Genomic DNA, 17330 nt, shown 5'->3' on the forward strand with positions numbered 1-17330 from the left:
TTATAGCAAAGAGGATACACCTGTTCCCATTCCGAACACAGAAGTTAAGCTCTTTAGCGCCGATGGTACTTGGTGGGAAGCTGCCTGGGAGAGTAGGACGTAGCCGCGTGATCTTTTTTTATATTGTAAAATATACCCCTTACTTGTTAGTAAGGGGTATATTTGGGTAATTATATATTTAATATTTACTTATTTAATGATGAATATTAATTTTGAAAATTATAAATAAAGTGAGTATTAACTAAAATTAAAAAAATTTAAAAAATTATGTTTAGTCAAAATGATATCGGGTATATATTAAATATAACAAGTTGATAGATAATAAATATGAACTTATTTTAAATTAATATAGATAAGGTTAAAGGGAGGATTTTAATATGAAAAAATTTGTTTGTACAGTATGTGGTTATATACATGAAGGAGAGACAGCACCAGAAATATGTCCAGTATGTAAAGTTGGAGCTGATAAGTTCGAAGAGGTAAAAGGTGAAATGGTTTGGGCTGATGAGCACAGAATAGGTGTAGCACAAGGTATAGATGAAGAAATAATAGAAGGATTAAGAGCTAATTTTACAGGGGAATGTACAGAAGTAGGAATGTACTTAGCAATGTCAAGACAAGCAGATAGAGAAGGATATCCAGAAGTAGCGGAAGCTTATAAGAGAATAGCATTTGAAGAAGCAGAGCATGCATCTAAATTTGCTGAATTACTAGGGGAAGTAGTAGTGGCTGATACAAAGGCTAACTTAAAAGCAAGAGTTGAAGCTGAATATGGAGCAACTGATGGAAAATTAAAATTAGCTAAAAGAGCTAAAGAATTAGGATTAGATGCTGTACATGATACAGTTCACGAAATGTGTAAAGATGAAGCTAGACATGGTAAAGCATTCTTAGGATTATTAAATAGACATTTTGGTAATTAATATAATATAATAAATATTTAGTGTTTATTAAATGAAATATTGGGTATATATAGTGTATTACAATTTAGTGAAACGTTAACCTGGTAAGTTGACAAATGATTTGATTATGAATATAAAAAGTTTAAAAATATAAATGGAGGATTTTAATATGAAAAAATTTGTTTGTACAATATGTGGATATATACATGAAGGAGAAACAGCACCAGAATTCTGTCCTATATGTAAAGCACCAGCTAGTAAGTTTGAAGAAATGAAAGGTGAAATGACTTGGGCTGATGAGCATAGAATAGGTGTAGCACAAGGTGTTGATGAAGAAATAGTAGAAGGATTAAGAGCTAACTTTGTTGGAGAATGTACAGAAGTAGGAATGTACTTAGCAATGTCAAGACAAGCAGATAGAGAAGGATATCCAGAAGTAGCAGAAGCTTACAAAAGAATAGCATTTGAAGAAGCAGAACATGCATCTAAATTTGCTGAATTATTAGGAGAAGTAGTAGTAGCAGATACACAAGCTAACTTAAAAGCAAGAGTTGAAGCTGAATACGGAGCAACTGATGGAAAATTAAAATTAGCTAAAAAAGCTAAAGAGTTAGGATTAGATGCTATACATGATACAGTTCATGAAATGTGTAAAGATGAAGCTAGACATGGTAAAGCATTCTTAGGATTATTAAATAGACATTTTGGAAAATAATAATATAAATAAAAAGAAGAAGTCATATATGACTTCTTCTTTTTGTTTATATTAATAAGAATAGAGGGGTTTTAATGAATAACAGTAAAATAGTAGATGTATTTATTGAGTATGGAGAAGATGCTACAGTTCCTAAATATGAAACACCACTAGCATCAGGGGCTGATTTATTTGCTGCTAGAGATATGGTTATAAGACCTTTTGAGAAAGTAGCAATTCCTCTGAATATAAAATTTGCAATACCAGATAATATGGAAATTCAGATAAGAGCAAGAAGTGGATTGTCATTAAGAACTAATCTTAAAATATCTAATTCAGTAGGAACTATAGATGCAGATTCAGTGAGTGAGATATCTGTAATATTAGAAAATAATTATAATATAGCTAATTTACCCTATGAGATTGCAAATGATATAGAAAAGTTGAAAGACTTAAAAGAAAATTATAAAGAAGTTAGGCTAATAGATTATTTGATATCTCAAGGAAATAATATTGATGAATATAAAGAATGTGAATCTTCATATAAAAAATTACTTAAAAACTACATATATTTAGATAAAAATGGAAATCCATATGGTAGCATATACATATATAAAGGAAATAGAATTGCACAGATGATATTAGCTAAATATTATAGAGCAAACTTTATTCATGTATATGATGTTGAAGAGATAAAGGGTGTTAATCGAGGTGGAGGTTTTGGACACACTGGATTTTAAAGTAGAATATATTCATATTAAAATATAATATTAAATAGGAAAAGTCTTAGTTATGTCTAGGGCTTTTTCTATTTAATATTATATTTTAAATATCTATAATTATGGGCATTATTATTGATAGAGTAATAAATTTGAATAAATATAGATTATAGATTAAAATATACATATATCATTGGTATATAGGAGGTAATAATGGATATAGATTCACTAAATCCCGCCCAAAGAGAAGCGGTACTAAAAACAGAAGGACCAGTCCTTATATTAGCTGGAGCTGGATCTGGAAAAACTAGAGTGTTAACAACAAGAATAGCTCATCTTATGCAAAATAAAGGAGTACATCCTAGTAATATATTAGCAATAACATTTACAAATAAAGCTGCAAATGAAATGAAAGAAAGGGTCGAAGAAACTATTGACTCAGATGTAAAGGATATGTGGATTACAACATTCCATTCATGTTGCGTTAGGATGCTTAGAAAAGATATAAATAGAATTGGATATAATAGATCATTTGTTATATATGATAGTTCAGATCAGGCAACACTAGTTAAAGATTGTTTAAAAGAACTTAATTTAAGCGATAAGGCATTTGAACCTAAAGTCGTTATAAGTTATATATCTGGTGCAAAAGATAAATTATTAACGCCTAAAGAGTATAAAGATATGCATAGAAGTGATGCTAGAATGAGTAAAATAGCAGATGTATATACACTGTATCAAGATAGATTAAAAAGAAATAGTGCACTTGATTTTGATGATTTAATAATAAAGACTGTAGAACTGTTAAAGACAGAAGAAAGTGTGTTAGCTTATTATAGAAATAAGTTTAAATATATAATGGTTGATGAGTATCAAGATACTAGTAAAGCTCAGTATGAACTTATAAAGCTTTTAGCTAAAGAGCACCAAAATATATGTGTTGTTGGAGATGATGACCAAAGTATATATGGTTGGAGAGGTGCAGACATAAGGAATATACTTGAGTTTGAACGAGATTATAATGATGTTCATGTTGTCAAACTAGAGCAAAATTACAGATCTACTCAAGTTATATTAGATGCTGCAAATACAGTTATCTCTAATAACATAGAAAGAAAAAGAAAAAAATTATGGAGTGAGCAAAAAGAAGGCGAAAAAATAAAAATACAGATAAATGCAGATGAAATAGAAGAAGCAGATTATGTTGCAGATAGCATTTGGAGAATTCATAGAAAAGAAAACAAACCATTTAAAGATTTTGCCGTATTATACAGAGCGAATGCACAAGCTCGTGCTATCGAGGATGCTTTAAATAGAAGTCAAATACCATATAATATATATGGAGGTACTAAATTCTATGAAAGAAAAGAAATAAAAGATTTAGTTGCTTACTTAAGAGTGCTTCAAAATGTACAAGATGATATATCTTTAAAAAGAATAATAAATGTTCCTAAAAGAGGAATTGGACTTAGAACTATAGAAAAAATAGAAGATAGAGCTACTTTAAAACAAGAAAGTATATTCTCAGTACTTTTAGATGTAGATACAAACTCAGATATATCTACTAAAGCTAGATCAAATATAAATGGTTTTGTAGACTTAGTAGGGACACTTAGAGTAATTAAGGATGCTTACTCAGTAAGTAAACTTATAGAAAAAGTATTAGATGTTACTGGATACTTAGATGAACTTGAAAACGATAAAAATGAAGAATCACAAGATAGAATAGATAACTTAAAAGAATTTATATCCATAGCTATAGAATTTGAAAATAGTAGTGAGGAAAAGGACTTAGAAACTTTTTTAACTAATGTAGCACTTACATCATCGGAAAATAATGAAGAAGAAGATGATAGAGTATCTCTTATGACGATACATACATCTAAAGGATTGGAGTTCCCTGTGGTGTATTTAATTGGTATGGAAGAAGGATTATTCCCTATATCTAGAGCTGTAAGATCTATGAATGAATCAGATATAGAAGAAGAAAGAAGACTTTGTTATGTTGGTATAACAAGAGCTAAAAAAGAGTTGTATATGACACTTACTAAGAAAAGAACTCTTTATGGTAAAACGAATCCATCTATACAGTCAAGATTTATGGAAGAACTACCAAGTGAGTGTATAGAAAAATTAAATGAAGATGAGCATGATTTAAGCTATTCTAAAGCAAATTACAATATGCTAGATAAATATAAACAAAAATATATGAAATCTATGAATAAAGCTAGTGTAGCTACTAAAGTTAATGCTACTATAAAAGATAGTAAAAGTGAATCTAATGTTGAAGATATAAAATTAGGATCTAAAGTACATCATCCTAAGTTTGGAGTAGGAACTGTAGTATCTGCTTCAGGGTCAGACTTAACAATAGCCTTTAATAATCAAGGAATAAAAAAGATAAATAAAGAGTACACAACATTAGATTTATTATAAATAAGATATATAGGGGGATTTAACATGAATTCAAAAGAGTTTGCAAAAAATTTAATAGGGTTTATACATAACAGTCCAACGGCTTTTCATTCAGTTGAAACATCAGAAGAGCTATTAAAATTAAATGGATTTGAAAATTTAGATGCGAGATCAAATTGGGACATCAAAAAAGGTGGAAAATATTATACTACTAAAAATTCATCGGCTATAATTGCTTTTACTGTAGATACTGACAACTTAAAAGAAGATGGATTTAGAATAATAGGTTCACATTCAGATTCACCTTCTTTTAGAATTAAGCCAAGTCCAGAAATGGAAGTTGAAAAAACATACTTAAAGTTAAATACAGAGTGCTATGGAGGGCCTATATTAAATACTTGGTTAGATAGACCATTAGCTATAGCAGGAAGAGTTGTATTAAAAGGAGAGAATATTTTAAGACCTACTGAGACACTAGTAAATATAAATAGACCTATATGTATAATACCTAACTTAGCTATACATATGAATAGAGAGGTTAACGATGGATTTGCTTTAAATAAGCAAAAGGACATGTTACCATTAGTAGGACTACTAAATGATACTTTAGAAAAAGAGAATTTCTTAGTAAAAACTATAGCTAAGGAACTAGGGGTAAAAATAGAAGAAATATTAGATTTTGATTTATTCTTATATGAATATGAAAAAGGGATGTTAATAGGTGCAAATGAAGAAATGATATCTTGTGGAAGATTAGATAACTTATCTATGGCACATGCAAGCTTACATGCACTTGTGGATGCTAAAGCAGTTAATGGTGTGAATGTAGTAGCTGTATTTGATAATGAAGAAGTAGGAAGCTCAACTAAACAAGGAGCTGATTCTAATATGTTAATAAATGTATTAGAAAGAATATCTTTAGGGTTAGGTCAAACTAGAGAAGAGTTCTTTAGAAGTTTATATTCTTCGTTTATAATATCAGCAGACCTTGCACACGCTGTTCATCCAAATGTTCCTGAAAAGCATGATCCAACAAGTAGACCTGTTATGGGGAAAGGTCCAGTTATAAAGATAAATGCAAATCAAGCTTATACAAGTGATAGTCAATCTATAGCTGTATATAAAATGATATGTAAGCAAGCGGGGGTTAATTGCCAAGAGTTTGTCAATAGATCTGATGTAAGAGGGGGAAGTACAATAGGACCAATATCTTCAACTCATATAGATATACCATCTGTTGATATTGGAAGCCCTATACTAGCTATGCACTCTATAAGAGAATTAGGATGTGTAGAAGATCATATGGATATATATAAAACATTTAAAGTATTTTATGAATTATAAAATATAAATAAGTAATAAATTAAGGGGATGTATAAAAAGTATTGTACTTTTAAGCATCCCCTATAATTATTAATAAAAATAAATATTATAAATTTAAATATATAGAATAGGAGATAGTGATATGAAAAAAGGATTATGTCTAGCAGGCGGAGGAGCAAAAGGAGCATTTGAAGCTGGAGTTATATATGGACTTTACGAAAAAAATATTGAATTTGATGTTATAACAGGTACATCTATAGGTGCTATAAATGGATACTACATATACACAAAAAATGTTAACAAGTTAAAGGAAATGTGGATAAACATTCAGACAATTGGTGAAAACGGTATCAAAATAGTTGATAATACTGTGGATAACTCTATAGCGATTGACATGTTAAAGGGACTAACTGATCAATCTGATGACAAAAAACCATTTTATGTGAATTATGTACAAGTTAAAAATTCAATAATGGAAGAAAAAATAGTAGATGTATCCAAATTAAGTAATGAAGAGGCTTTAGAGAGTATAAAATATAGTTCTTTATTACCATTTAGACCTTCAAAAGAATTAAAACCATCAGATCAATTTAAAAAAGATTTGGTAAATGGAGTATATGATGGGTTTAAATTAGATGGAGGTATGCTTAATAATACATTATTATGTCCTTTACTAGAAAATAATGTGGATGAAATTGTGATAATAACTATGAATCAAGATTATGAATTGCCACAAGATATAAAAGATAACTATAAAAAAGAAAAAGTAACTATTATAAAACCTAATACTATATTTGAAAAAAATGCTACATTAAAATTCGAAGGTGAATTCTGCAAGCAGATATTTAATGAAGGATATGAAATAGCTAGAAATATAAATATATAATTATAATTACATTGAAAATGTTGAATAAATTGTCGTATGTTAGTATAATAAAAAGGTTCTAATTTGAAATATAAAATATGGAGTTGATATAAATTATGGCAACTAAAAGAATTGCTGTACTAGGTGGACCTAGATGTGGCAAGACAACATTAATACAACATTTATATGTTGAAATGAAAATAGCTGGGTTAGATGTAGGATATGCGCTAGAGTATTCTACAGAATACTTAAGAGACAAAGGTATGATAGAAACTATATCTGAACAATATGGGATATATCTAGGTCAAAAAAAGATAGAAGATGATTTATCAGGATTTGATTATGCACTTACAGACTATGCTACATTTGTACCATATATATATGGAAGATTTATGTTAGGTGATAGAGATAGAACTAAGAAAGAGATACAAATATTAAAAGATTTATATTGTTTAGCTATAGAAGATATGCAGAATTACGATATGATAGTGTATGTGCCTAGACAATTTGGATACGTTAAAGATGGAGTGAGATGGCAAGATGAAAGTATAGCAATTCAAATAGATGAGGCTATATTAAGTTTCTTAAAATCTGAAAACATGAAGTATATAGAAGTTTCAGGTTCTACAAAAGAGAGAGCTAAGCAAATATTAGATTTATTAAATATAGACTATAAAGAAACTGAAATATTAGACGTACAAGATGAAAAATAAGCTACTAAAATTAAGTAGCTTATTTTTGTGATTTTTTATTATTATTGGTATATAATATAAAAAGAGAATATAAAACTAATAAGAAAGGAAGTACATAAAAATGGAAAATAAGAACCCTATAGTAACTATAGAAATGGAAAATGGAAAACAAATAAAAGTTGAGTTATACCCACATATAGCTCCAAATACAGTTAATAACTTTGTATCGTTAGTAGAATCAGGATATTATGATGGAGTAACATTCCACAGAGTAATACCTGGATTTATGATACAAGGAGGATGCCCTAATGGAAATGGAATGGGTGGACCTGGATACTCTATAAAAGGAGAATTCACTCAAAATGGACATACTAACAACTTAAAGCATGACAGAGGAGTTATATCAATGGCTAGAACTATGGCGCCAAACTCAGCTGGATCTCAATTTTTCTTAATGCATGCTAACTCTCCACATTTAGATGGACAATATGCATCATTTGGTAGAATAATAGAGGGTATGGATGTTGTAGATGAAATAGCTTCTGTTAGAACAGACAGAGCAGATAAACCTCAAACTGCACAAGTAATGAAAAAAGTTACTGTTGAAACATTTGGAAAAGATTACTCTAACGTAGAAAAAATGTAATTAAAACCTCAATAAGCATAACATAAAAAAGAGATTCTTAAATTTAAGAATCTCTTTTACTTTATATATTTTTCTTAACTGATTCTGTTAAGTTTGGAACTAACTGTTTCTTTCTTGAAACTGCTCCTTCAACGAAAACTCCTTGAGTAGCATTTACATCGAATGCATCAGATATTATATTATCTTCAGCTTTGTATATTAGGTAAGAACCTTCTTTAATTATATCTGTTACAGCTAATAATAACATATCAAAATCAGTACTATTTATATAGTTTAGGAACTCATCTTGTTTATTAAGAACTGCATCTATATCTAAAGTAAATACTTGTCCTATTCCAACTTTTTTACCTTCCATGTCAAATGGTTTAAAGTCCATATGCACTATTTCTTCAACTGTAAATCCATCTAATGAAGTGCCAGCTTTAAACATATCCATAGCATATTTTTCAATATCTACTTTAACTATTTTATTTAATTCTTCAACTGCTATTTTATCCATATCTGTAGTTGTTGGAGATTTGAATATTAAAGTATCTGATAATATTGCAGACATTAAAAGTCCAGCTATTTCATAAGGTATTTCAATATTGTTTTCTTTAAACATTTGCGTGATTATTGTACAAGTACATCCAACTGGCATTAATCTCATTGATAGAGGCGTATCTGTTTTCATACCACCTAATTTATGATGATCAACTATCTCAACTAAATCAGCATCTTCTAAACCATCTATACTTTGTCCGTATTCATTGTGATCAACAAGTACAACTTGAGGTTTTCCTTCTAGTACTAAGTTAGTATCATCATTGCATATATTTGATATAGAAGTTAATATACTTGGAGCTTCAACATTGAAGTAATCTAAAGCAAATTGAGCTTCTTTTCTAATTTCTCCTAAAGCGTAAGCCTTAGCTGGTTGTCCTAATTTATTTTTTAAGTATGTTAATGATATTGATGAACAGATTGAATCTGTATCAGGGTTTTTATGACCAAAAACTAATAAAGTCATTTTGAATCTCCTTTCATATTTGAAAAATTTATGTATTAATTTTGTTAGGTATACAAATTTAAACCTTATAATCGTAACTTATATTATATCAAAAGGAGGTAAAACTTTGCTACAAAAACGTAAAAAAATTAATAGTAAAAAAGTTTTAATATTATTTATAACTATAGGTATTATTATAGGAACTATAATATCCTCAGGGTTAATTTTTTCCAAAAAGTCACCAAAAGATACATCAAAAGTTTTAAATACAATAGAGGAAGTAACTGAACTTTCTACATCTAAATATAATTATAGTGATATAGTGACCATTACAAAGGATAAAAGTTTTAAAAATATAAAGATACCATTTACTGAAAAATCATTTATTATAAAATATAACGGGATAGTAAAGGGCGGTATAAAATCTGAGGATATTGTTATTTCTCATAATAATAAGAATTCTATAAGTATAGATATAAATAAGTGTAGTATCATAGATCATTATATAGATGAAGAAAATGTATATGTTTATGACATAAAGAATGCTTTATTTAACAAGGTGGATGTAAATGAAGTAATAGAAGAATTAGCAAAAAGCAAACAAGAATACGAGCAAAAAGTAATACAAGAAGGATTTTTAGAAGATGTAGAAATTAGCATAAAAAATAATTTGGCGAAAAGCTTAAAAGATTTAGGGTATAAAGAAGTGATAGTTAATTTTAAACAATAGACGTATTAAAATAGATATCTAGAAGTGATAGTTGCTTTTAGATATCTATATTTATTTGTCGCAAATGTGGATATAAAATTAATTATTAAATATATTTTTAAAAAAAGATAAAAAATTAACAATAAACTGTTGACAAAAAAATAACGAAGGTATATTATAAAAACATAAAGATTGTTAAATAACTAACATTGATATAAATAAACTAATATCTTGGGAGGATTTTCAAATGAGTAAAGAAGCTAAAAAGGTAGTAAATATGGATCTTAAAAGAGAGTTAACTGCAGCAGACAAAGTAAATGTATTAGTAGATAAAGCTAATAAAGCAAAAGTAGAAATGCTAAAATTAGATCAAGAAGCTGTAGATAATATTGTGAAAGAAATGGCAAAGAAAGGCCTTGATAAACATATAGAGCTTGCAAAGATGGCTGTAGATGAAACACAAAGAGGAGTTTTTGAAGATAAAGTAACTAAAAACATATTTGCAACAGAGTACGTTTACAATAGTATAAAGTACAATAAAACAGTTGGTGTTATAGAAGAAAATGAAGAAGAAAATTATAAGTTAATAGCGGAACCTATAGGAGTTATAGCTGGGGTAACACCAGTTACAAATCCAACTTCAACAACAATGTTTAAATCTATAATAGCTATGAAAAGTAGAAATCCAATAATATTTAGCTTCCACCCATCAGCTCAAAAGTCTTCATCTGAAGCAGCTAAAATAGTTAGAGATGCAGCAATAGCAGCTGGAGCTCCAAAAGATTGTATTCAATGGATAGAAGAACCTTCAATAGAAGCTTCAAATGCATTAATGAAAAATGATGGGGTATCATTGATATTAGCAACTGGAGGACCTGGTATGGTAAAAGCTGCATACTCTTCTGGAAAACCAGCATTAGGAGTTGGAGCAGGAAACGTACCATGTTATATAGAAAAGACAGCTGATGTTAAGCAAGCGGTAAACGATTTAATACTATCAAAAACTTTTGATAACGGAATGATATGCGCTTCAGAACAAGCGGTTATAATAGATGAAGAAATTTATGACGAAGTAGTAGGATTAATGAAATCTTATGATTGCTATTTTGTAAATAAGGAAGAAAAGAAATTATTAGAAGGGCTAGTTATAAATAAAGAAACATGTACAATAAATGCTAATATAGTGGGGCAAAGTGCTTATAAAATAGCTGAAATGGCAGGAATAAAGGATGTGCCTAAAAATACTAAAATATTAATAGCAGAACTTGAAGGCGTAGGATATGAATATCCATTGTCTAAGGAAAAATTAAGTCCGATATTAGCTTGTTATAAAGTTAAAGGATATAAAGAAGGAATAGAAAAATGTGTAGAAATGACAGAGTTTGGAGGCCTTGGACACTCTGCTGTTATACATTCAAATAGAGATGATGTAATACTAGAATTTGGTGAAAAGGTTAGAACAGGTAGATTACTTGTAAATGCACCTTCAACTCATGGAGCAATAGGTGATATATATAACGTAAATATGCCATCATTAACGTTAGGATGTGGGTCTATGGGTAACAACTCAACAACAGATAATGTATCAGCAGTAAACTTAATAAATGTTAAAAAAGTTACTATGAGAAGAAATAACATGCAATGGTTTAGAATACCAGAAAGAGTTTACCATGAATTTGGATCAGTAAGTTATTTAGAAAAAATGGCAGATACAAATAGAGTAATGATAGTTACCGATAAAATGATGGTTCAGTTAGGATATGTAGAAAAATTAATGTATCATTTAAGAAAAAGAAATAATCCAGTTATGATAGAAGTATTTTCAGATGTTGAACCAGACCCATCAGTAGATACAGTATTAAATGGCGCAGAAGTTATGAGACAGTTTAAGCCAGATACAATTATAGCATTAGGTGGAGGATCATCAATGGATGCTGCTAAAGGGATGTGGTTATTCTATGAAAATCCAGAAGTTGATTTTGATGATTTAAGACTAAGATTTATGGATGTAAGAAAAAGAGTATTTAAATTCCCTAAACTTGGAAGACAAGCTAAGTTAGTAGCTATTCCAACTACGTCAGGAACTGGATCAGAAGTTACATCTTTTGCAGTTGTAACAGATAAAGTTAATAATATAAAATATCCTTTAGCTGATTATGAACTAACTCCAGACATAGCTATAATAGATCCTAATTTTGTAATGACTGTGCCTAAAGCTGTTACAGCAGATACAGGAGTTGATGTATTAACACATGCAATAGAAGCGTATGTTTCAGTTATGGCTACTGATTATACAGATGCATTAGCAATGAAAGCTATACAAATGGTATTTGAATATTTACCAAGAGCATATAAAGATGGAAGTGATAGAGAAGCTAGAGAGAAAATGCACAATGCTTCATGCATGGCAGGAATGGCATTTGCAAATGCATTTTTAGGAATAAATCATTCATTAGCACATAAGTTAGGATCAGAGTTCCATATATCACATGGTAGATCAAATGCAATTTTATTACCATATGTAATAAGATATAATGCTACAAAACCAACTAAATTTGCGGCATTCCCTAAATATAAATCATTTGTTGCAGATGAAAAATATGCAGAAATAGCTAAATATGTAGGACTTAAAGCAAGTACTACTGAAGAAGGTGTAAATAGTTTAATAGATGCGGTGAATAACTTATTAACTGAGTTAAATATACCAAAAACAATATCTGAATGCGGAGTAAATGAAAAAGATTTCATGGCGGCAGTTGATAAATTAGCATTAGATGCTTTTGATGATCAATGTACTCCAGCTAATCCAAGATATCCATTAGTATCTGAGTTAAAAGATATATATGTTACAGCTTTTGGAAAGATAGCTAAAAAATAAATAAAATTAAAAATTAGAATTTTCAGAAAATATAGCTTGACTGAGAAAAGATGATGTAATATACTTTGAGTAAGTAAATGTAAAATAATAAAGGGGCCTATTAAGGCCCCCTTATTATTTTATAAGAAAATTTATAAATCTAGTGTATTTTTACTGAAAATTACTTTTTCATAATCGTTTTTAATGTTGATGATTGAATTAGAGTAATTTATTTCGAAGTTTGCAAATGCAGAGAATAAATCTATATCTCTCATACAATGAACAGTCATAGTATAACTAGACTTGTTAAGTCTTAATATCATAGACCTAACAAATGGAAATTGGATTCTAGACGTAAACATACCATTAGTATCACAATCTATATCTACGCTTCGATAATTAATATCTATGAATAAGTCAATATCATCATCCTCTTCTCTTATAATCCTATATTCGAAATCTGTGTCTAAATTTAGGTTGCCTATTTTAATCATGGATAACATCTCCTTAATTCTTAATTAATAAAATATTATACCTCAAATAATTTAAATATCAATAAAATAAATTATATAAGCATAAAAAAAGAGCTTCCATCGGGGGAACGAAAGCTCATAATTGGGGGAGATTGAGTTAAATATTATTTATATATTACTATTATTACCTGTGTTTTATTTTTTATACCATAAAAATAAAAAAATCCCTCCTACAAAATGGTAGAGGGATTTTTTTTATTTCTTATTTATAAATTTAGATCCTAAGTATTTTTTTATATCTTCTTCTGGAGAGAAATCATCTATTAATATCTCTTTACCGCTATCTTCTAATATAACTAAAACCTCACAGTCACCTTGTAAGAAGAATTTTCTAACGGTATCTTCTCTTACTTCTCTGATTTTAGTTACATTTTTTTTCTTTTTCTCATAATCTTTTGTGTAATAACTTTCCATCATATTTATAACCTTAGTATATCTATTCATAAAAAGTACCTCCTAATAAGTTTCAAAAAAATATGTTATAATAATTGTTTGTATTAACCTAATAATTATAACAAGGAGTAATAATAATGGCTACCCTAAAAAAAAATGATATAAATAAAAGTATAGAATTTGCTAAAGAAAATAACTTAATTGATAAATTAAATAAAATATATAAAACTGTACCAAGTGGAGACTGTACTGGTTGTGGTAAATGTTGCATGGAATCAGTAGGGATAAATTTAATTGAATTTATAAACATATATAATTATTTAGAAAATGATAAAAATTTAAAGGATAGATGTTTAAATAAATTGATGGATTATTATTTCTTAGAATATATAAAAAAGAGTCCTTGTCCATTTAAAGATGAAGATAATAGATGTTTAATTTATGCAGTTAGACCTTTGAATTGCAGAATTTATGGACATTGGACAAATCATGATTATAATGCGAATTTAAATAATATAAACAAAAAAAATCAAGAATATGCTCAATTGATAAAAAAAGAGTATGGATTTAAAATTAATGAGAAAGTTGTAGATTTTAAAATAAACTATTGTGAGAATTTTAAGCCAAGCAAAAAATATTTAGAAAAACATGAAAGATTAGAGTTTGCGGATTCTTTAATGATACTTGATTCAAAATTATATTCAAGTGGAGTAATAGATATAGAATTTAAAGATAGAGGTTTAGTTGAATATTTTATAGATTCGTTATTATATGAAGATGTAGCCTATAATGTAAAGATAAATATATCAAAAGATGAAAAAGTTAGAAAAAGAGCTTTAAATAGATTGAAAAGAATATTATTGTAAGGTGAGTTATATGAAAATTATAAATATAAAAGGAAGTTCATTTTATGCAAGAGGTGGAACTAATACAGGTATATATATATTTAATGATAATAGTGCATTAATTATTGATCCAGGATTGCCAGGTGTTAGACCTAAGAATATAATGAAATGTCTTGAAGATAAAGGTATTGAGGTTAAATGGATAATAAATACTCATGAACATAACGATCACTATGGAGCAGGATATCAATTTAAAGAAAAATATAAAGATATAATAAATATGTCTAGTAAAGATAGTAAGCCATATATAGATAACCCTTCTTTATTTTCATCATATATAATGGGTGGAAATACTAATGAAATTTTTGAAAAAATACTAGTTAATAATAACATGAAAGAAGTTAATATAGATAAAGTCATAGAAATTGGAAAAGTAAAAATAAATAATGAATATATAGAAGTACTAGAGTTAAAAGGACACACTATAGGATCTATTGGTATATTGACTAAAGACAAGGTATTGTACTTAGGGGACACACTAATAGGAGCGGATTTATTAAACAAGTTTGAGTTGCTATTTTTATTTGATATAGAAGCTTATCTAATATCGTTAAATAAAATAAAAAGCTTAGATTTTGACTATTCGGTATTAGGACATTGTAAAAATCCATTAGATAAAAATACTACTTTGAAATTAATAGCAAATCATGAAGAGTGCGTAGAAAAATATTTAATGCAAATAAGATCGATAGTTAAGCAACCTAGCACCTTAGAATTTATATTAAAAACAATACTCAATAACAATGAGTTAAGTTACAATTATAAAGAATATCATTTCTTTAAGTCTACAATAGTAGGGATGATGAGTTACTTAATAAAATTAGGTGAAGTTGATTGCTATTTAAAGGCTGGAGATGTTCTTTATTATACAAAATAATTATAAATTATGTTAAAATATAGGAGTTGGAAAATATTAAAATAAAGGGTGAGAAATAATGGAATACGATAAGTGGGATAAGATACTTGTTCCTTATGAACACGCTGTAGAAGAACTTAAAGTTAAATTTAAAAATATAAGAAAAGAATTTCTTAAAAAGGGAGAATATTCTCCTATAGAGTTTGTTACTGGTAGATCAAAGAAAATATCATCAATAATATCTAAAGCAAAAAGATTAGATATTTCAGATATAGATGAAATGGAAGATATAGCTGGAATAAGAATAATGTGCCAGTTTGTTGAAGATATATATACTATAGTTGGACTTATAAAATCAAGAAATGATATGGAAATAGTTTATGAAAAAGACTATATAGAAAACTTTAAAGATAGTGGATATAGGAGCTACCATGTAATAATAAAATATCCTATAAATACTGCTCATGGATATAAAGAAATATTATGCGAAATACAGATAAGAACGCTAGCTATGAATTTTTGGGCTACTATAGAACATTCGCTAAAATATAAATATGAACATTACATACCAGAGGATTTAGCTATAAGATTAAGAAGAGCAGCTGATGCAGCATTTTTATTAGATCAAGAAATGAGTGAAATCAGAGAACATATAATGAAGGCTCAAGTTATGTATCAAGTGAAATCTATAACAGTAAGAGATGTATTAGGAAAAATACAGGAATTATATGATTTAGGAGAGACTCAAAAAGCTATAACCTATCAAAGAAGATTAGATAGGATTGACAATGAAAAAGATATAACTGAAATAATAGCTCTAAAAAGCGAAATAGATATGCTGTTAGAAGGATATAATAAAAAAAGAAGAGGGTAATAATCTCGCTTCTTTTTTTCATTTTTAAATAGATGCAGAAAGGACAATACTATGAGTTTATATGCAATAGGAGATTTACATTTTTCAACTGCAGTCAATAAACCTATGAATATATTTGGCGAAAATTGGGATAATCATGAAGAAAAAATAATTAATAGTTGGAAAAGTCAAGTTAAAGAAGATGACTTAGTATTGATTGTAGGAGATACGTCTTGGGCTATAAATATGAAGGAAGCAGAAGCTGATTTAAATATAATACATAGTCTTCCAGGTAAAAAAATATATGTAAAAGGAAACCATGATTATTGGTGGACTACAGTGACTAAATTAAATAAAATTTATGATGATATGAGTTTCTTACAAAACAACTTTTATTATCATAACGATTATGCTATATGTGGAACTAGGGGATGGATATGTCCTAATGATGTTAAATTTACAGAAGAAGATGAAAAAATTTATAAAAGAGAAGCGCACAGACTTAAGTTATCTTTAGATGGAGCTAAAAAAGCAGGATTTGAAAAGATAATAGTGATTACTCATTATCCTCCTACAAATGATAGATTAGAACCATCTTTATTCACAGATATATATGAACAATATAATGTTGAAAAAGTTGTATATGGACATCTCCATGGGAAAGAATCTTTTAAGATGGGACTAGAGGGAATTAAAAATGGAATTGAGTATAAATTAGTTTCTTGTGATTATACAAATTTTAATTTAATAAAAATTATGGATTAATTAATAAAATATGGTAAATACTATAAGATATATTTAACCTAAATATGATGATTTTAGGTAAAGGAGTTGTTAATGTGAGATGGGCATTAGTAATTTTAATCTTATATGTATTGCCTGTAGGAATTTTATTTAAATACAAAGAAAATTTCAAAAGAGCAAGTATATATGCAAGTATATATGTAGTTATTGCGAGTGTGATAGTAATAAGTAATATA

General features: G+C 28.2%; 17 protein-coding genes and 1 rRNA gene. 15 read left to right on the plus strand and 3 right to left on the minus strand.

Features of this window, described 5'->3' with window-relative positions; all coding sequences use genetic code 11:
- The 9 genes from rrf to ACRCYC_RS10090 form a co-directional block, all read left to right on the plus strand.
- A 5S ribosomal RNA gene (gene rrf, locus ACRCYC_RS10050) occupies positions 1-109 on the plus strand; the annotation flags it as partial.
- Positions 110-377: 268 nt separating this feature from the next.
- Positions 378-923, plus strand: a complete 546-nt coding sequence (locus tag ACRCYC_RS10055; protein WP_438619016.1) for an NADH peroxidase — start codon at positions 378-380, stop codon at positions 921-923.
- Positions 924-1071: 148 nt separating this feature from the next.
- Positions 1072-1617, plus strand: coding sequence for an NADH peroxidase (locus tag ACRCYC_RS10060; RefSeq protein ID WP_438619017.1), 546 nt, complete (start codon positions 1072-1074; stop codon positions 1615-1617).
- A gap of 74 nt (positions 1618-1691) precedes the next feature.
- On the plus strand, positions 1692-2336 hold the full coding sequence (locus ACRCYC_RS10065; protein ID WP_438619018.1) for a dUTP diphosphatase: 645 nt from the start codon (positions 1692-1694) through the stop codon (positions 2334-2336).
- A gap of 192 nt (positions 2337-2528) precedes the next feature.
- Positions 2529-4751 carry a DNA helicase PcrA gene (pcrA, locus tag ACRCYC_RS10070; RefSeq protein WP_438619019.1) on the plus strand — a complete coding sequence of 741 codons (2223 nt, stop codon included), beginning with the start codon at positions 2529-2531 and terminating at the stop codon, positions 4749-4751.
- A gap of 24 nt (positions 4752-4775) precedes the next feature.
- A complete protein-coding gene (locus ACRCYC_RS10075) occupies positions 4776-6074 on the plus strand; it encodes a M18 family aminopeptidase (protein ID WP_438619020.1) in 1299 nt (432 codons plus the stop codon).
- 121 nt (positions 6075-6195) lie between these two features.
- The gene (locus ACRCYC_RS10080) at positions 6196-6939 is read left to right on the plus strand and encodes a patatin-like phospholipase family protein (RefSeq protein WP_438619021.1); all 744 of its coding nucleotides are present in this window, start codon (positions 6196-6198) and stop codon (positions 6937-6939) included.
- A 95-nt stretch (positions 6940-7034) separates the two neighbouring features.
- The gene (locus ACRCYC_RS10085; protein ID WP_438619022.1) at positions 7035-7631 is read left to right on the plus strand and encodes an AAA family ATPase; all 597 of its coding nucleotides are present in this window, start codon (positions 7035-7037) and stop codon (positions 7629-7631) included.
- 100 nt (positions 7632-7731) lie between these two features.
- Entirely contained in the window at positions 7732-8256 is a 525-nt protein-coding gene (locus ACRCYC_RS10090; protein ID WP_438619023.1) for a peptidylprolyl isomerase, read from the plus strand.
- A gap of 61 nt (positions 8257-8317) precedes the next feature.
- On the opposite strand, the gene ACRCYC_RS10095 is transcribed toward ACRCYC_RS10090, so the two are convergent.
- Positions 8318-9265 carry a manganese-dependent inorganic pyrophosphatase gene (locus tag ACRCYC_RS10095; protein WP_438619024.1) on the minus strand — a complete coding sequence of 316 codons (948 nt, stop codon included), beginning with the start codon at positions 9263-9265 and terminating at the stop codon, positions 8318-8320.
- A gap of 106 nt (positions 9266-9371) precedes the next feature.
- On the opposite strand from ACRCYC_RS10095, the gene ACRCYC_RS10100 reads away from it, so the two are divergent.
- Complete coding sequence (locus tag ACRCYC_RS10100) at positions 9372-9974, plus strand: DUF4230 domain-containing protein (protein ID WP_438619025.1); 603 nt, start codon at positions 9372-9374, stop codon at positions 9972-9974.
- A gap of 226 nt (positions 9975-10200) precedes the next feature.
- Positions 10201-12831 (plus strand): bifunctional acetaldehyde-CoA/alcohol dehydrogenase, encoded by a 2631-nt coding sequence (gene adhE / locus ACRCYC_RS10105; protein WP_438619026.1) that lies wholly within the window; start codon positions 10201-10203, stop codon positions 12829-12831.
- Between the two features lie 131 nt (positions 12832-12962).
- On the opposite strand, the gene ACRCYC_RS10110 is transcribed toward adhE, so the two are convergent.
- Both ACRCYC_RS10110 and ACRCYC_RS10115 read right to left on the minus strand, forming a co-directional pair.
- Positions 12963-13304: a hypothetical protein gene (locus ACRCYC_RS10110; protein ID WP_438619027.1), complete on the minus strand. Its 342-nt coding sequence runs from the start codon at positions 13302-13304 to the stop codon at positions 12963-12965.
- Between the two features lie 234 nt (positions 13305-13538).
- Positions 13539-13787: a hypothetical protein gene (locus tag ACRCYC_RS10115; protein WP_438619028.1), complete on the minus strand. Its 249-nt coding sequence runs from the start codon at positions 13785-13787 to the stop codon at positions 13539-13541.
- An 86-nt stretch (positions 13788-13873) separates the two neighbouring features.
- Here ACRCYC_RS10115 and ACRCYC_RS10120 point away from each other — a divergent pair, with 86 nt between their 5' ends.
- Genes ACRCYC_RS10120 through ACRCYC_RS10135 form a run of 4 tightly spaced genes read left to right on the plus strand, consistent with a single transcriptional unit; the run spans position 13874 to position 17115 of the window.
- A complete protein-coding gene (locus tag ACRCYC_RS10120) occupies positions 13874-14602 on the plus strand; it encodes a YkgJ family cysteine cluster protein (RefSeq protein WP_438619029.1) in 729 nt (242 codons plus the stop codon).
- 10 nt (positions 14603-14612) lie between these two features.
- Positions 14613-15518 (plus strand): MBL fold metallo-hydrolase, encoded by a 906-nt coding sequence (locus tag ACRCYC_RS10125; RefSeq protein WP_438619030.1) that lies wholly within the window; start codon positions 14613-14615, stop codon positions 15516-15518.
- Between the two features lie 58 nt (positions 15519-15576).
- Entirely contained in the window at positions 15577-16371 is a 795-nt protein-coding gene (locus ACRCYC_RS10130; protein WP_438619031.1) for a GTP pyrophosphokinase, read from the plus strand.
- Between the two features lie 51 nt (positions 16372-16422).
- Positions 16423-17115 (plus strand): metallophosphoesterase, encoded by a 693-nt coding sequence (locus tag ACRCYC_RS10135; RefSeq protein WP_438619032.1) that lies wholly within the window; start codon positions 16423-16425, stop codon positions 17113-17115.
- Positions 17116-17330: the final 215 nt, after the last annotated feature.

Origin of the sequence: Paraclostridium sp. (genome assembly GCF_051657365.1) — a bacterium.
Lineage (GTDB): Bacteria > Bacillota > Clostridia > Peptostreptococcales > Peptostreptococcaceae > Paraclostridium.

Excerpts from the sequence above, each read along its gene's own strand:
- ACRCYC_RS10130 (WP_438619031.1), top strand. The coding sequence starts at position 15,577 with ATGGAATACGATAAGTGGGATAAGATACTTGTTCCTTATGAACACGCT.
- ACRCYC_RS10115 (WP_438619028.1), bottom strand. The coding sequence starts at position 13,787 with ATGAATAGATATACTAAGGTTATAAATATGATGGAAAGTTATTACACA.
- ACRCYC_RS10090 (WP_438619023.1), top strand. The coding sequence starts at position 7,732 with ATGGAAAATAAGAACCCTATAGTAACTATAGAAATGGAAAATGGAAAA.
- ACRCYC_RS10125 (WP_438619030.1), top strand. The coding sequence starts at position 14,613 with ATGAAAATTATAAATATAAAAGGAAGTTCATTTTATGCAAGAGGTGGA.
- ACRCYC_RS10055 (WP_438619016.1), top strand. The coding sequence starts at position 378 with ATGAAAAAATTTGTTTGTACAGTATGTGGTTATATACATGAAGGAGAG.
- ACRCYC_RS10095 (WP_438619024.1), bottom strand. The coding sequence starts at position 9,265 with ATGACTTTATTAGTTTTTGGTCATAAAAACCCTGATACAGATTCAATC.
- adhE (WP_438619026.1), top strand. The coding sequence starts at position 10,201 with ATGAGTAAAGAAGCTAAAAAGGTAGTAAATATGGATCTTAAAAGAGAG.
- ACRCYC_RS10120 (WP_438619029.1), top strand. The coding sequence starts at position 13,874 with ATGGCTACCCTAAAAAAAAATGATATAAATAAAAGTATAGAATTTGCT.
- ACRCYC_RS10110 (WP_438619027.1), bottom strand. The coding sequence starts at position 13,304 with ATGATTAAAATAGGCAACCTAAATTTAGACACAGATTTCGAATATAGG.
- ACRCYC_RS10075 (WP_438619020.1), top strand. The coding sequence starts at position 4,776 with ATGAATTCAAAAGAGTTTGCAAAAAATTTAATAGGGTTTATACATAAC.
- ACRCYC_RS10085 (WP_438619022.1), top strand. The coding sequence starts at position 7,035 with ATGGCAACTAAAAGAATTGCTGTACTAGGTGGACCTAGATGTGGCAAG.
- pcrA (WP_438619019.1), top strand. The coding sequence starts at position 2,529 with ATGGATATAGATTCACTAAATCCCGCCCAAAGAGAAGCGGTACTAAAA.
- ACRCYC_RS10135 (WP_438619032.1), top strand. The coding sequence starts at position 16,423 with ATGAGTTTATATGCAATAGGAGATTTACATTTTTCAACTGCAGTCAAT.
- ACRCYC_RS10065 (WP_438619018.1), top strand. The coding sequence starts at position 1,692 with ATGAATAACAGTAAAATAGTAGATGTATTTATTGAGTATGGAGAAGAT.
- ACRCYC_RS10060 (WP_438619017.1), top strand. The coding sequence starts at position 1,072 with ATGAAAAAATTTGTTTGTACAATATGTGGATATATACATGAAGGAGAA.
- ACRCYC_RS10080 (WP_438619021.1), top strand. The coding sequence starts at position 6,196 with ATGAAAAAAGGATTATGTCTAGCAGGCGGAGGAGCAAAAGGAGCATTT.